This is a genomic window from Candidatus Competibacteraceae bacterium (assembly GCA_016699715.1).
Classification (GTDB): Bacteria; Pseudomonadota; Gammaproteobacteria; order Competibacterales; family Competibacteraceae; genus Competibacter.
This window is the reverse complement of record CP065007.1, coordinates 3,231,044-3,245,782: the sequence shown is the minus strand read 5'-3', so window position 1 is coordinate 3,245,782 and position 14,739 is coordinate 3,231,044. Positions and strand designations below refer to the sequence as shown.

Here is a 14,739-nt window from a genome sequence, read left to right as displayed (position 1 = left end):
GGGGTTGCTGTTGGTCATGTTGGTGCTGGTGGCGGGCGCCACCACCAACTCGACCCACTTCGAACAGCTGTATGCCTGGCTGTTGCTGGCCAGCGCCGTCGGGCTGGCGGTATTGGCGGCGCTGATTCTTTACAATCTGATCAGTTTGCTCGCTTTGTACCGCCGTCAGGTACCCGGCGCGCGGTTGATCTTGCGGCTGGTGGGGATCTTCGCCGTGCTGGCCATCACACCGGTGGCGCTGGTTTACGGCTTCTCGCTGAATTTCCTACAGCGCGGTATCGATAGCTGGTTCAATGTTCAGGTGGACCGCGGTCTGGAGGATGCCCTGGAACTCAGCCGCACCGCATTGGATCTGCGGATGCGCGACGTACTCAAGCAGACCACGCGGATCGCCAACAGCGTCGCCGAGAACGACGGAGAGCAGGTGGCCCGGCGTCTGGACGACTTGCTCGATTTCGGCGAGGCTTCCGAGCTGACCCTGTTCGGGCGCGGTGGTCGCATCATCGCCACCGCCACCGCCACCGCCACCGCCTATCCATCGTCGGCTTTGCCGGAACCGCCGCCGGATACAGTGTTGCTGCAAGTGCGGCAGGGTCGCGATTACGTTGGCCTGGAGCCAATCCGCGACAGGGGGTTCCACATCCGTGTGGTGGTGCGGGTCACCAACTTCGGCAACGAGGATCGGTTGCTGCAAGCACTGTTTCCGGTGACCGACCGGCTCAGCCTGTTGGCCGACGCGGTGCAGGCGGCCTTCGACAGCTATAAGGAATTAATCTTCCTGCGGGCGCCGCTGAAAGCCAGTTTTACGCTGATCCTGTCGCTGGCGCTGCTGCTGGCGGTGCTGGCGGCGTTCTGGGCCGCGTTCTACACCGCGCACCGCTTGGTGCGGCCGTTGCGCGAACTGGCCGATGGCACCCAGGCAGTCGCCGCCGGCCAGTTCGACAAACAACTGATGACACGCGCCGGTACCGACGAGCTGGGTTTCCTGGTGCAGTCCTTCAACCAGATGACCCGTAACCTGGCGCAGGCGCGCGACGCCGCGCAGCGCAGCCAGGAAGTGGTCGAAAGTCAGCGCGCTTATCTGGAGGCGATGCTGGCGCGATTGTCGTCCGGGGTCCTGACCATCGATCAGGCCGGCTGTCTGCAAACCTGCAACGAGGCGGCCAGCCAAATCCTGGGCGTGGACTTACAGGCGTTCGTCGGCACCCACAGCCAGATCATCGCGATCGAGCAGCCGGTATTGCAGGATTTTCTTGAAGCGATTGCGCCTCAGTTCGCCGAGACCGGCGACTGGCGGCAGGAGATTAGCTGGTTCAGTGGCTCTGGTCGGCGCATTCTGATGTGTCGCGGCAGTTCGCTGCCGGACACGGTCGGCCTGCGCGGCGGTCACGTCGTGGTTTTCGACGACATCACCCATCTAATGCAGGCTGAACGCGACGCCGCCTGGGCCGAGGTGGCACGCCGACTGGCGCACGAAATCAAGAATCCGCTGACGCCCATCCAATTGGCCACCGAGCGCATTCGTCACAAGTACCTCAAGCAGTTCGATGCGGAGCAAGGCCGGGTGCTGGATCGCGGTACCCACACCATCATCCAGCAGGTGCAGGCGATGAAGGAGATGGTGGACGCTTTCAACGAATATGCCCGCCCACCGCGCCTGCGCCTGGAGCCGGTGGAACTGAACGAATTCATTGCCGAGGTACTCTATCTGTACCGCGATTATCCGGCCGGCGTGGAGATCAAGCTGGATCTGGCCCCCGAGCCGCTGCCGATCAACGCCGACAAGGGGCGGTTACGCCAGTTGCTGCACAACCTGGTCAAGAATTCGATCGAAGCCATCGGCGACGGCCACGGTTCGACCTTGTGGATCGGTGCCGCCCGTGAGCATGTGACCGGCGCCGATTGCGCCCAACTGAGTTTACGCGACGACGGCCCCGGTTTTCCCGACAACATCCTGAACAGCGCCTTCGAGCCCTATGTGACTACCAAACCCAAGGGAACCGGACTAGGATTGGCCATCGTCAAGAAAATCGTTGAAGAACACGGGGGATGGATCCAGTTGGAATCGCCGGCGGATGGCGGCGCCCGGGTCGTGATCCGGCTGCCGCTACATGGCGCCGCCGGGTCTCCGGTCCCGCCCGCTGGTCCCACCGTGCCGTTAAATGCCGATAAGGAGGCCGGATGAGCGCATCTTATATTCTCGTGGTCGATGATGAGCCGGACATTCGCGATCTAGTGAAGGAAATCCTGGAAGACGAGGGTTATGGCGTCGCCATCGCGGAGAATGCCGCCGCGGCCCGCGAGGCCCGCCGCGCCCAGCGGCCCGATCTGATCCTGCTCGATATCTGGATGCCGGACACCGATGGCATCACCCTGTTGAAGGAATGGAGCGAGGGCGACCATCTGCCTTGTCCGGTGATCATGATGTCCGGTCACGGCACGGTCGAGACCGCGGTCGAGGCGACCCGACTGGGCGCCTACGATTTCATCGAGAAGCCACTGTCGATGGCCAAGCTGCTGCTGACCGTGGAGCGGGCGCTGGACGCGGACCGCTTGGCGCGGGAAAACCAGAATCTGCGTCGCCAGCAACGGATCGTGACCGAGCCGGTTGGCCGCAGCGAGGTGGTGCAGCGCTTGCGCGCCCAGGTGCTCAAGATCGCCCAGCACGATGCGCCGGTGCTGGTGTTCGGCGAACCGGGGACCGGCAAGGAAGTGTATGCCCGCTTTCTGCACGCGCACAGCCCGCGCCGCAACGGCCCGTTCGTGGATGTCGGGGTCGGTTCGATCGCCCGCGAAAACGCCAGTCTGGAACTGTTCGGTTCCGAGCAGGGCGAGCGGATTCACTACGGCCGCCTGGAGCAGGCCAGCGGCGGCACCCTGTTTCTCGACGAACTGGCCGACATGGACCTCGAAGCCCAGGCCAAGCTGGCCAGCGCCCTGGAAAACGGCGCCTTCCTGCGCATCGGCGGCAAGGAGCCGGTGCGAGTCAACGTGCGAGTGGCGGCCGCCACCCACCGCGATCTGGAGCAGGAGGTGGCGACCGGACGGTTCCGAGAGGATCTGTATTATCAATTGAACGTGGTGCCGATCAAGTTGCCACCATTGCGTGATCACATCGAGGATGTGCCGGAACTGCTGAACTACTACATCGGCTATTTCGTCGATCAGGAAGGGCTGACCTACCGCCATTTCACCCTGGCGGCCCAGAACCGGCTGCGCAACTACAACTGGCCCGGCAACATCCGCGAACTGAAGAATCTGGTGCAGCGCCTGTTGATTCTGGGCGGCGACGAGGAAATTGCGCTGGAGGAAGTGGACGCCGCCGTGCGCGGCGTCACCACCGCCAAATCCCAGGATGTCGGCAACATTCCCCTGAACCTGCCGCTGCGTGAAGCGCGGGAACAGTTCGAGCGAACCTATCTGATGCAGCAGTTCCGCGAATGCGAGGGCAACGTGGCGCGCTTGGCTGATCGGGTCGGCATGGAGCGAACCAACCTCTACCGCAAGCTGCGCGCCTTGGGCATCGATCCCAAGAAGGCGCTGGATGAGTAAGGACGGTTTATGAAGATCGTGATGCTCGGCGCCGGGCAAGTGGGCGGTTCGGTCGCCCACATTCTGGCGAGCGAGGCCAACGACGTCACCGTGGTCGACGCCAACGCCGAGCGGCTGCAGGCGCTGCAGGACCGGCTGGATATCCGCACCGTCTGCGGTCACGCCGCCCATCCGGGCGTGCTGGAGCAGGCCGGCACCGCCGACGCCGACATGCTGATCGCGTTGACCGACAACGACGAAGTCAACATGATCGCCTGTCAGGTGGCCCATACCTTGTTCAACACCCCGACCAAGATCGCGCGGGTTCGGGCGGGGGGCTATATTAGCTACCAGGATCGGTTGTTCAGCGACCAGGCGCTGCCGATCGATGTGCTAATCAGCCCCGAACAACTGGTGACGGACTACATCCGCCACATCATCGAGCATCCCGGCTCCTTGCAGGTGCTGGATTTCGCCGATGATCAGGTCCGGCTGATGGGTGTCAAAGCCTACGAAGGCAGTACTCTGGTGGGCCAGGCGCTGCGCACCCTGCCGGAGCACATGCCGGGCATCGATGCCCGGGTGGCCGCCATCTTCCGCCAAGGTAGGCCGATCATTCCGGAAGGCAACACCATCATTACGGCCGACGACGAGGTTTTTTTCATCGCCGCCCGCAAGAATACCCGCGCCATCGTCAGCGAATTGCGCAAGCTGGACAAGATGGTCAAGCGTTTGATCATCGCCGGCGGCGGCCATATCGGGGCGCGGCTGGCCCAGGCGCTGGAAGAGCGATTCAAGGTCAAGGTCATCGAGCGCAACGTCGCCACCAGCCGGCGTTTGTCGGAGCAGTTGAGCCGAGCCATCGTGTTGCAGGGCGATGCCGCCGACGAAAATCTGTTGCGGCAGGAAAATATCGAAAACATGGACGTGTTCTGCGCCGTCACCAACGACGACGAGGCCAACATCCTGTCGGCGATGCTGGCCAAGCGCATGGGCGCCCGCAAGGTCATGGCGCTGATCAACCGGGTGTCCTACGTGGACCTGGTGGAATCCTCCGGCATCATCGATGTCGCCATCTCGCCGCAGCAGGCCACCATCGGCAGCCTGCTGACCCACGTCCGCCGCGGCGACGTGGTCAAGGTCCACTCCCTGCGTCGGGGCGCCGCCGAAGCGATCGAGGCGGTGGCCCACGGCGACTACAAAACCTCGAAGGTCGTGGGGCGGCGTCTGGACGAGATCAAACTGCCGCCGGGCACCACCATCGGCGCCGTGGCCCGCCGCGACGAGGTCATCATCTGCCACCACGACACCATGATCGAGGCGGACGACCACGTCATCCTGTTTCTGGTCGACAAGAAGCGGGTGCCCGAAGTCGAACGGCTGTTCGCGGTGACGGCGACCTTTCTGTAAGCCCGCGCCGCGCGAAAAAGCCTTATGCTAGAATGGGTGTGCCTCGAATCCCGGCCGGGGGGGTGGCCCCCGCCAATATTCCAAAACCGCCAGGCGCTGACAGGACTCCGCACATGACCGCATTCAATTTCGAGCAGGCGCGCTTCAATATGATCGAGCAGCAGATCCGGCCCTGGGAAGTGCTGGATCAGCGAATCTTGGATACGCTCGCCAGTATGCCGCGCGAGGATTTCGTGCCGGAACGCTACCGTAATCTGGCTTTCAGCGACGTCGCCATCCCACTCGGCCACGGGGAGGTCATGCTAAAGCCCCCTATCGAGGGTCGCATCCTGCAGGCGCTGGCGCCGCGACCGGTCGATCAGGTGTTGGAAGTCGGCACCGGCAGCGCTTATCTGACCGCCTGTCTGGCGCGCCTGGCCGCGGGAGTGACCAGCGTGGACATCGTCCCCGAATTCATCGAAGCCGCCCGGCCCAAGCTCAAGGCGCATGGCATCGGTAACGTAAAGTTGCAGGTCGGCGACGCCAGCCACTCTTGGGGCGAGCACCGCTACGGCGTCATCGCCGCCACCGGCTCGGTGGCCATGCTTGACGACCGCTGGCGGCAAAGCCTGAGCCTAGGCGGTCGGCTGTTTGTCGTGGTGGGTCAGCCGCCGGTGATGGAGGCGCTACTGGTCACTCGAACCGGCGAGCGGGAATGGATCGAGGAAAGTCTGTTCGACACCGAACTCCCCCCGTTGCGCAACGCCGGACCCCATAAAACCTTCGAATTCTGAGCCTCATGCGGCAATTGACGCCCCTCGAACTCCAGGGGATGTTGGCGCGGGATCGAGATCCGCCGCTGTTGCTGGATGTCCGGGAACCCTGGGAAGTGGCGGTTGCCTGGATCGAGGGCGCACTCAACCTGCCGATAGATCGCGTCATGGACGGTTGGCATCAGCTCGATCCGGCGCGGGAGATGGCCGTGATCTGTCACCATGGATTCCGCAGCGCTCAAGTGGTCCTGTTCCTCGAGCACGCTGGCTTCGAGCGGGTCGCCAACCTGGATGGCGGAATCGATGCCTGGTCGCGCGAAGTCGATCCCACCGTGCCCACCTATTAGCTCGCGCTCCGCCTTTTGCCGATCCCGCAAGGGGTTTTCGCCGCGATGATCCGTTTGCTATATTAGTGATCGTTAAAGTACCCGTTATCCAAGGGAGTCCGTCAGCCATGCCCAAAGCGCACCGTTTGCTGTTGGCCGGAATGGTCGCCGCACTGTTCGGCCAGCCGGTAGGGGCGGAAGACCTGCTGCAAGTGTACCGTCAGTCCATGGAGAGCGATCCGACGCTCAAGGCCGCCGCCGCCAGCCGGCAAGCCTCCCAGGAAGCCAAACCGCAAGCTCGTGCCCTGTTGTTGCCGAGCGTGGGCGTTACGGCCTCGCAGGGCAACACCTTTGGGGTTGTGGGCGTATCGACCGGCAGTGATGGTGGCGATACCCACAGCTACGCGATCGGTTTGACGCAACCCATTTATAACCGTGCCAGCCAGGTCCAGCAACGACTGGCGGAAGAGGTGGTCAAGCAAGCCGATGCCGACTTCAGCAATGCGGAAGATGTTCTGATTCTGCGAGTTTCGCAGGGTTATTTCGGCGTGCTGGCGGCGATCGACAATCTGACTTTCGCCACAGCGGAAAAAAACGCCTTCGCTCGCCAGCTTGAACAGGCCAACCGACGGTTCGAGGTCGGGTTGGCTACCATCACTGACGTTTACGATGCCCAGGCCCGATTCGATGGCGCCGTTTCCTCGGAGATCGATGCCATCAATAAGTTGGCCGACGCCCGCGAACTGCTGCGGCAGTTGACCGGTCAGGACTATGCGCAACTCAATCTGCTCAGCGAGCGGATGCCACTGGCGCTGCCCAATCCCAAGGATCCCGAGCAGTGGGTGCGCATGGCACTGGACAATAATCTGACGCTGCGTAGCGCCGGCTTTGAGGTCGAGCAGGCTCGGGAAAATATCCGGTTGCAGAAGGCCGGCCACTATCCGTCCCTGGACCTGAACGCCAGCCGCGCCGACGTGGACACCGCGTTCAATCGCACCATCAGCAGTCAAGTCAACCTGCAATTGACCGTTCCCCTGTACAGTGGCGGCGCGGTATCTTCCCGCTCTCGCCAGGCAGCCTACAACTACGAAGCCTCACGCCAGAATCTGGAGAACCTGCAACGCGATGCGGTTCGCACCGTTCGTAACGCCTACCGAGGCCAGGAAACCGCCATCAGCCAGATCAAGGCATTGGACCAGACCCGGATATCCACTCGCAGCGCGCTGGAAGCCACCCAGGCCGGTTACGAGGTCGGCACCCGCACCATCGTGGACGTGTTGAACGCCGAACGTAACGTTTACCTGGCCGAGCGGGAGTACGCCGCCGCCCGCTATTCCTACATCGCCAATTACCTGGTGCTCAAACAGGCCGCCGGCCAGTTGTCGGCGGAAGATATGGTGGAGATTAACGGCTGGTTGGGCGGACCCGTGCCGACGAGCGGCATTCCCGTCGCGCCAGTACCCGGACCACCCGCCAAACCCGACGCCGGCAAAGGCAAGACGAACGGCAAGAGCGCCGCCGCCAAATCCGCTGGCAAGTGACTTGAACAAATCCGGCTGCATGCCCACGATGACCGCGTGACCGACCGATGATGCGCGCAGTCGAACCGCCGCCATCGAACCTCGCTTTCCCGTTGGCGCAATTGCCGCGCCGGCTGGCGGCGATGGGCTATGACGGGTTGTTGCTGACTGGAGTGCTGTTCGTTGCGGCCGCGCTGGCACTGGGTCTGACCGTGATTTTGATCGGCAGCGCCGTGTTTGAAACACATAATCCATTGCCGGGCAACCCGTTCTTTCGCAGCTACCTGCTACTGGTATGCTTCTTTTTCTACGGTGGATTCTGGGTCCACGGCGGCCAGACCCTGGGGATGCGCGCCTGGCGGGTACGGGTACAGCGGCGCGATGGCCGGGGCATCGGCTGGTGGCAAGCCCTGCTGCGGTTCCTGATCGCCAGTCTGTGGTTGGCGCCGGTGGCTTACCTGCACCAGGTCTTCAAGCTCGGCATCGGTTTCAGCCTGGGCGCCGGTTTTGCGTGCCTGCTGCTGCTGTTGGTATTGCGTCTGCCGGACCGTTTTTCGGAAACGGAACTGGTGCTGCTACCCAAAGGCGGCAACGGCTAACGCAGCCGGTGCAATGCGTAAAACCCGGCGCCCAGGAACAGCAGCGACGGCAGCGCGGCCCCCACCAGCGGCGGGTAGCCGTACAGCAGCACCACATTGCCGAGTAGATAATTGATCAGAAAGAACGCCAGCCCGAGCAGCAGACCGACCAGCAAGCGCTGGCCGACACCCGCCGAGCGCTGCGGGCCGAACACGAACGGCATGGCGACCACCAACATCGCCAGATAAGCCAGTGGCGCCAGCAACTTGCGCCATAAGGCCAACCGGTAGCTTTGGGCATCCAGTCCGTTGCGTTCCAGATAATCCACATAAATCAGCAGGTCGCGGATCGACAGTTGGTTGGGGTTGGCGGCCAGCACTTCCAGGATCTGCGGGCTGATGGCCGAGACTACCGTCAGACTGGGTAGTTGCTCGGTCAGCACCTGGTCGTCGTTGAAAACGCTGCGGCTCACGCCTTCCAGCACCCAGCGGCCGGCTTGATAGCGCGCGCCCTGGGCATGGGTAACGGTTTCGAGCCGGGCCTCGGGGCTGATCTTGAAAATATTGATGTCCGCCAGCCGGACGCCCGGCAGCACCCCTCGAACGTGAATGAAATAATCGCCGTCGCGCGCCCAGAAACCTCGGCCGCCGCGGATCGCCAGATTTTCGCCCTTGACGACGGCGCGCTGTTCGCGGGCGAACTGCTCCAGGGAAGGGGCGGCAAACTCGCCGATCAACAGTACCGCCAGGCTCAACAGCAGTCCGGCCTGCAGGACGGAGCGGGTTAGCCGGGTCAGCGACAGCCCCGCAGCCCGCATGACGATCAGCTCGCTGCCACTGGCCAGCGCGCCCATACCGAGCAATCCACCCACCAGCAGCGCCATGGGGAATAGTTCGTACAGCCGCTGGGGCTGGACCAGCACCAGATAGCGGAGCGCCGCCACGAAATCGTAACCGCCAGTGCCGACATCTTCCAGCTCCGCCAGCAGGCTCAGAAAGAATTCCAGCAGCAGCAGCGCCAGTAGCGCGACCAGGGTCGTCGTGGCGACGGTGCGAAAGATGTAGCGATCCAGCAGTTTCATGTGGTGCTCCGGCGCAGGACGCGCCGCAGCAGGCGAATGCCATGGCTGGCGGCGTAGTAGTGAAGCAGCAGTCCGGCGCCGAACAGCAGAAACAGGCCGTGCACCCACCACAGACCGACGCCACCTCCGACGATACCGTGGCTAAGCCAGGATTCGCCGACGCCGATCAGATTGAAGTTGATGGCGTAGATCAGCAGGGCCGCGACGATCCGACCGTAGCGGCCCTCGCGCGGCCGGGCACGGGCCAGCAGCGGCGCCCATAGCGCGATGACCAGTACTTGAAGTGGGTAGTTGAGCCGCATGTGTAGTTCGGCAACCCGAATGGGGTCGTTCGAACTCAGTAATTTTTGGGTGGGCAGCGTTTCCCGGTGTTTCCAGGCCTGCTGGGGCGCGCTGGCATCGACCCGCATCGCCGCCTGTTCGAAGCTGAGGATTTCGTAATCGCCGCGGCCGGGCGTGCCCCGGTAGCGGTAACCGTGCTCCAGCACGATATGGCGCAGGTCCTTCGCGTCGGTTTCCTGCCGTCCCCGCTCGCCGGTGGTAATGCTGATGTCGCCGTCGGGCTCGCGGCTTTGGATGAAGACGTTGTGCATCTCTCCTTCGTCCAGGCCGCCGATGTAGATCACATGTCGGCCTTCCAGCACTTCGCGAAAGGTACCCGGCGTGAACATGGAAATTTCGGCTTCCTTGCGGGCCTTGGCCAGCAGTTCGAACTGGAATTCCATGGTCACCGGCGACAGGAACAGCGAAAACCCGGCGGTGAGCAGGGCCAACGGCACCGCCAACAGGAACACCGCGCGGTAAGCCGACAGCGGGCCATAACCGCAGGCGGCCAGCGCGGTCATTTCATGATCGCGGTACAGGCGGCCCAAGGTGAGCACGATGCTCAGCAGAAACGCCAGCGGAATGAGCAGGCTCAAAATTTCGATCACCTGCAACCCGAGAAGAAGGAAAATGGAATCGCGAGCCAGCAGGCCGTTGGCGATCTGGCTCAGGTAATTGGCGAGCCGGTGGCTGAGGACCATCGCCAGCAGCACCAGCGCGGTCGCCAGCAGGGTCAGGCCGATCTCCCGCATCAGGTAACGGTCAATGGTGGAAGGCACGTTCGAGAGCGCTCCGTTGCGGGTCTGGCTGTGAGGCGTGGTGATTTCCGGCTAAACTCAACGCATTCAAGATGCTGTATCGCCCTTCATCATCCGGCGGTTCGGTGGAAATATTCTGTTTCGTTTTCCAGGCACCGGCGCATCCCCGCCCGCTCCGGCGGTTCGGCCGCGTTCCGCGGCTCCGCAACCTGCCTGGTCCTGGGTCCGGCAGGACCCATCACCCCTTCAAACTCGGAGGAAGTCCGCCGATGGAATTTACGGTCAAGAGCGGCAATCCAGAAAAACAGCGCACCGCCTGCCTGGTACTGGGCGTTTACGAATCCCGGCGACTGAGCGTTTCGGCCGAGCAGTTCGACACCGCCTGCGGCGGCTATCTCGGCAACCTGCTGCGCCGTGGCGACCTGGAAGGCAAGCCGGGCCAATCGCTGCTGCTGTTCAACGTGCCCGAGGCACTGTGCGAGCGAGTGCTGCTGGTCGGCTGCGGCCGGGAGCGCGATCTGGACGACCGCCGCTTCCAGCAGATTATGAGCCATGTCGCCACGGCTCTGAACGACACCGGTGCCACCGAGGCGGTGGTGTATTTGACCGACCTTGCGGTCAAGGGCCGCGATCTCAACTGGAAAATCCGCCAGATGGTTGAGGTGGTCGAGGGGTCGCAATACCGGTTCGACCTCCTCAAAAGCAAAAAGGACGCTCCGCGCCGATCCTTGCGCAAGATTATACTCAGCGTACCCGGCCGGCGGGAACTATCGGGTGGCGAACAGGCGGTGAGTGAGGGGATCGCGATCGGCGCCGGGGTCAAGTTGGCCAAGGATCTGGGCAATTTGCCGGCTAATCTGTGCACGCCGACTTATCTGGCCGAGCAGGCTGTGGCGCTGGCGCGGGAATTCCCGGCTCTCCAGGTCGAGGTGCTGGAAGAGGCCGACATGGAACGGCTGGGCATGGGCGCGTTGCTGGCGGTGACGCGCGGTAGTGCCCAGCCGGCCAAGCTGATTCGTCTGGACTACCGGCAGGGGCCGGCGGCGCACAAGCCCTACGTGCTGGTCGGCAAGGGCGTGACCTTCGATACCGGCGGTATCTCGCTCAAACCGGGCGAGAGCATGGACGAAATGAAGTACGACATGTGCGGCGCGGCCAGCGTGCTGGGAACCCTGCGCGCCTGCGCCGAACTGAAGCTGCCGCTCAACGTGACCGGTCTGATTCCGGCGGTGGAAAACATGCCGGGCGGGCAGGCCACTCGACCGGGCGACATCGTCACCAGCCTGTCCGGCCAAACGATCGAAATTCTCAATACCGACGCCGAAGGCCGGTTGATCCTGTGTGACGCCATGACTTACGCCGAGCGTGACGAGCCGGTGGCGGTGATCGATATCGCTACTTTGACCGGGGCCTGCATTATCGCGTTGGGTCGCCATCCGCATGGCCTGTTCAGCAACCATCCGCCGCTGGCGCACGCGCTCACCGCCGCCGGCCATGCCGCCGCCGACCGGGTGTGGGAGCTGCCGTTGTGGGAGGATTATCAGGAGGGGCTGGACAGTAATTTCGCCGATATGGCCAACATCTCCGGCAGCCGGGATGGTGGCGCGATCATAGCGGCCTGCTTCCTGTCCCGTTTTGCCAAGAAATACCACTGGGCGCATCTGGATGTTGCCGGTACCACCTGGAAGACCGGCAAGGCCAAGGGCGCGACCGGGCGACCGGTGCCGCTGTTGACCCAGTATTTGCTGGACCGGGCCGCCGAGGCGCAGCGGGAGGATGGGCGTGCCGCGCATTGATTTTTACGTGTTGCCCGACCAAAAGGAGACTGGCCGGGCACTGCTGGCCTGCCGGTTGGCGGACAAGGCGTATAGCCTCGGTCATACCGTCTACCTGTTCACTACCTCCGAGGCGCGGGCGGCGGCGCTGGACGATCTGTTGTGGACTTTCCGGCAGGATAGCTTCATTCCGCACGAGCGCTATCCGCTGGTGGGGGAGGAAGGCTCGCCGGTGCTGGTCGGCACGGTCACGCCGGCGACGGTGGAGGCGCAGGTGCTGATCAACCTAGCCGATGCCTTGCCCGAAGGTTTCGAGCGCTACGAGCGGGTGGTGGAACTGGTGGACCAGCATCCCGAGGTGCTGGCGCAATCGCGCGAACGGTTCCGGCAGTACCGGGAGCGGGGTTGTCCGCCGGAGACGCATAAGTTGTAGCAGCGAAATCGCAGGGTTTACACGGAATGGCCTGTGCTTTATTCAACAGGCTATCCGGGTTCGGGTTAGTGTGCTGCCGTATAACTCAACCGTTGGGAAGTTATACGGAAACTTTGAGCGGGGTGTCCAATAATTTTTGTAACATTAATGTCAGCAGCCACGCTAGGCTGTTAAGCGTTCAAATCAGATAGCCGAGGCATAAAACGTGGCTGTATATGCGATCTGGAATAACAAGGGTGGTGTTGGCAAAAGCTACCTAACCTTTCAAATAGCAAGCGAGTACGCTCGCACTCACTCGGCTAGGAGAATTTTGGTCGTGGATCTGTGCCCACAGGCCAACTCATCTGGAATGCTGCTTGGTGGCATGGTAGGTGGAGATCTGGCGCTTGATACGCTCAGTGGGCAAACACCAAGAAAAACAGTTGCTGGATACATTGAAGATCGGATACGGAGTCCATACGTTGACCCGCACAGTGGAGCAACCTACGTTATAAGGGTTGCCGATCACAACCATTATGCTCCTGGCAATTTGTATCTCGTGCCGGGAGATGAGCAGCTAGAAATTCAGGCATCAAGAGTACTTGGGGCTACCTTCCCCGGCCCCACCGACGCTTGGCGGGTTGTGCACACTTGGATTCGCGATCTTATGGACGATATTCAAAGAATATGGGATCAAGAAAACACAACGGTATTTATCGATTGCAATCCGAGTTTTTCGATTTACACCGAACTCGCACTTTCAGCATCCGATAGCCTCATTATCCCGTTCTCAGCGGACGGCTCTTCGAAAAGAGCGGTCCGGGCGGTTTTGGCCCTATTGTACGGAGTGATGCGCACTCCGGGTGCCCAGCAGTCGCAATTTTACATAAACTCCCAGCAGTTCAGGCTTCCAATTCCTAAAATTTACTGCTACGTCGGCAATCGACTGACGCAGTACATTCGATCTGCTCAAGCATTTCGCACCGTTGTCCATGAAATCGGCGATGAGATTTGGTCCACTTGGCAGAGAAACCCTAACGTCTTCTACATTCACCCAACGGGGTCTGGAAGTCCTCGCAATCGCAGTGGTTTCAACGCTATGTTCCAGTTTGAAATTGTTGATGCGAACACAGCTTCCGTAATATCCAGTTCTCTAGGAATTCCCATTGTCCGCCTAACGGCGGGGCAGTACACTGTGGCTGGACGCAGTGTGACGGTCAACCAGTCACAGTTAAACAATCAACAGCCAAATATCCAACAACTTGTGGCGGCGATTGAGTAACACAGCCCAACAATCGCTTCCAGCCGAACATCGTATTCTTGGCGCTTCGTGCCGTCGAACTCCTCGCTGGAGCGTCACCGCTACGCGGCGACTTCGTCGCCCTGCTTGGAGGTACTCAAGTCTTCTGGCTTTCGTACCTTACGCGCAGGCTGATGCTCTGTTAGGCTAACGAAAGGAATCACATGGGTTTAATTGCAAAAAATAAGATCACCGCGGGCCAATTGCCCCATATAACGCAATCCCTGAATCGCCCGGCTGCCGTACCACGAAGTCATTTCCCCGTCGATCAGCCGCAACTTCTCGGGCGGACAATCGTAATCTCGGGCGAAGCTTTCCAAATCCTCCGGCAAAAAATGGTACGGCTCACTGCTGAACAGGATCAAATCGGCGGCGTCCAGTAGCGCCCGGTTTATTTCCAGCTCCGGGTAGCGCGCCTCGCATTCCGCCGGCAGCGTTTCCCAGCCGACCAGCGCTAACATTCGGGCGATGTAGGTATCCCGATTGATGCCCATCCACGGCTTGCGCCAAATCAAATACAACACCTGTCGCCGGGGCCAGGCGACTTGACGCAGTTCCATCAAAGTCCGCTCGAACCGCGCCGCCAGTGCCTCCGCTTCCGCCACACGATTGAAAATGCCGCCGATCAATCGATACAGCGATACGTTGTCTTCCAGGGTCAGCGGATGGGTCACGATCACTTGTAAACCATCGGCCATCAGCCGTTCCGCCAGCTCGCGCGGGTTTTCGTCAATATTGACGATGACGTGAGTGGGGCGCAACGCTTGGAGCCGGGCATATTTGACTTTCTTGGTGCCGCCGACACGGGGAATGGTCGCAACGGCGGGTTGGGGATGGATACAGTAATGAGTACGGCCCACGATTTGATCTTCCAGCCCCAGCGCGAATAGCAGTTCGGTAATGCTGGGCACCAGCGAGACGATGCGGGCGGGCGCGGTGACGGGCATGTGCCGAACGCCAATGGCATCGAT

At 61.8% G+C, this 14,739-nt stretch carries 13 protein-coding genes; 10 read left to right on the top strand and 3 right to left on the bottom strand.

Features of this window, described 5'->3' with window-relative positions; all coding sequences use genetic code 11:
* Window positions 1-16: 16 nt before the first annotated feature.
* The 7 genes from IPM89_14650 to IPM89_14620 all read left to right on the top strand — a co-directional run bounded on the left by IPM89_14650 (window position 17) and on the right by IPM89_14620 (window position 8,138).
* Entirely contained in the window at window positions 17-2,185 is a 2,169-nt protein-coding gene (locus IPM89_14650; GenBank protein QQS55951.1) for a HAMP domain-containing protein, read from the top strand.
* Complete coding sequence (locus IPM89_14645) at window positions 2,182-3,552, top strand: sigma-54-dependent Fis family transcriptional regulator (GenBank protein ID QQS54048.1); 1,371 nt, start codon at window positions 2,182-2,184, stop codon at window positions 3,550-3,552. The genes IPM89_14650 and IPM89_14645 overlap by 4 nt, the downstream gene beginning before the upstream one ends.
* Window positions 3,553-3,561: 9 nt before the next feature.
* Entirely contained in the window at window positions 3,562-4,941 is a 1,380-nt protein-coding gene (gene trkA / locus IPM89_14640) for a Trk system potassium transporter TrkA (protein ID QQS54047.1), read from the top strand.
* 113 nt (window positions 4,942-5,054) lie between these two features.
* Complete coding sequence (locus tag IPM89_14635; GenBank protein ID QQS54046.1) at window positions 5,055-5,714, top strand: protein-L-isoaspartate O-methyltransferase; 660 nt, start codon at window positions 5,055-5,057, stop codon at window positions 5,712-5,714.
* A gap of 5 nt (window positions 5,715-5,719) precedes the next feature.
* Entirely contained in the window at window positions 5,720-6,040 is a 321-nt protein-coding gene (locus IPM89_14630) for a sulfurtransferase (GenBank protein QQS54045.1), read from the top strand.
* 107 nt (window positions 6,041-6,147) lie between these two features.
* Window positions 6,148-7,560 carry a TolC family outer membrane protein gene (locus IPM89_14625; GenBank protein ID QQS54044.1) on the top strand — a complete coding sequence of 471 codons (1,413 nt, stop codon included), beginning with the start codon at window positions 6,148-6,150 and terminating at the stop codon, window positions 7,558-7,560.
* Between the two features lie 50 nt (window positions 7,561-7,610).
* A complete protein-coding gene (locus IPM89_14620; GenBank protein ID QQS55950.1) occupies window positions 7,611-8,138 on the top strand; it encodes an RDD family protein in 528 nt (175 codons plus the stop codon).
* On the opposite strand, the gene lptG is transcribed toward IPM89_14620, so the two are convergent.
* Both lptG and lptF read right to left on the bottom strand, forming a co-directional pair.
* A complete protein-coding gene (gene lptG / locus IPM89_14615) occupies window positions 8,135-9,199 on the bottom strand; it encodes an LPS export ABC transporter permease LptG (protein ID QQS54043.1) in 1,065 nt (354 codons plus the stop codon). The two genes, IPM89_14620 and lptG, sit on opposite strands and share 4 nt — an antisense overlap.
* On the bottom strand, window positions 9,196-10,302 hold the full coding sequence (gene lptF, locus IPM89_14610; protein QQS54042.1) for an LPS export ABC transporter permease LptF: 1,107 nt from the start codon (window positions 10,300-10,302) through the stop codon (window positions 9,196-9,198). Before lptF ends, lptG begins: the two co-directional genes overlap by 4 nt.
* Window positions 10,303-10,550: 248 nt before the next feature.
* Between lptF and IPM89_14605 the strand changes: the two genes are divergently transcribed.
* The 3 genes from IPM89_14605 (at window position 10,551) to IPM89_14595 (ending at window position 13,750) form a co-directional block, all read left to right on the top strand.
* The gene (locus tag IPM89_14605) at window positions 10,551-12,077 is read left to right on the top strand and encodes a leucyl aminopeptidase (protein ID QQS54041.1); all 1,527 of its coding nucleotides are present in this window, start codon (window positions 10,551-10,553) and stop codon (window positions 12,075-12,077) included.
* Window positions 12,064-12,489 carry a DNA polymerase III subunit chi gene (locus IPM89_14600; protein ID QQS54040.1) on the top strand — a complete coding sequence of 142 codons (426 nt, stop codon included), beginning with the start codon at window positions 12,064-12,066 and terminating at the stop codon, window positions 12,487-12,489. The genes IPM89_14605 and IPM89_14600 overlap by 14 nt, the downstream gene beginning before the upstream one ends.
* A 205-nt stretch (window positions 12,490-12,694) precedes the next feature.
* Entirely contained in the window at window positions 12,695-13,750 is a 1,056-nt protein-coding gene (locus tag IPM89_14595; GenBank protein ID QQS54039.1) for a ParA family protein, read from the top strand.
* A gap of 188 nt (window positions 13,751-13,938) precedes the next feature.
* Here IPM89_14595 and IPM89_14590 read toward each other — a convergent pair whose 3' ends face one another.
* On the bottom strand, window positions 13,939-14,715 hold the full coding sequence (locus IPM89_14590) for a cobalamin-binding protein (GenBank protein QQS54038.1): 777 nt from the start codon (window positions 14,713-14,715) through the stop codon (window positions 13,939-13,941).
* Window positions 14,716-14,739: the final 24 nt, after the last annotated feature.

What these genes read in the sequence shown, in the direction of transcription:
- IPM89_14650 (QQS55951.1), top strand. Translation starts at nt 17, where the DNA reads ATGTTGGTGCTGGTGGCGGGCGCCACCACCAACTCGACCCACTTCGAA.
- IPM89_14645 (QQS54048.1), top strand. Translation starts at nt 2,182, where the DNA reads ATGAGCGCATCTTATATTCTCGTGGTCGATGATGAGCCGGACATTCGC.
- trkA (QQS54047.1), top strand. Translation starts at nt 3,562, where the DNA reads ATGAAGATCGTGATGCTCGGCGCCGGGCAAGTGGGCGGTTCGGTCGCC.
- IPM89_14635 (QQS54046.1), top strand. Translation starts at nt 5,055, where the DNA reads ATGACCGCATTCAATTTCGAGCAGGCGCGCTTCAATATGATCGAGCAG.
- IPM89_14630 (QQS54045.1), top strand. Translation starts at nt 5,720, where the DNA reads ATGCGGCAATTGACGCCCCTCGAACTCCAGGGGATGTTGGCGCGGGAT.
- IPM89_14625 (QQS54044.1), top strand. Translation starts at nt 6,148, where the DNA reads ATGCCCAAAGCGCACCGTTTGCTGTTGGCCGGAATGGTCGCCGCACTG.
- IPM89_14620 (QQS55950.1), top strand. Translation starts at nt 7,611, where the DNA reads ATGCGCGCAGTCGAACCGCCGCCATCGAACCTCGCTTTCCCGTTGGCG.
- lptG (QQS54043.1), bottom strand. Translation starts at nt 9,199, where the DNA reads ATGAAACTGCTGGATCGCTACATCTTTCGCACCGTCGCCACGACGACC.
- IPM89_14605 (QQS54041.1), top strand. Translation starts at nt 10,551, where the DNA reads ATGGAATTTACGGTCAAGAGCGGCAATCCAGAAAAACAGCGCACCGCC.
- IPM89_14590 (QQS54038.1), bottom strand. Translation starts at nt 14,715, where the DNA reads ATGCCCGTCACCGCGCCCGCCCGCATCGTCTCGCTGGTGCCCAGCATT.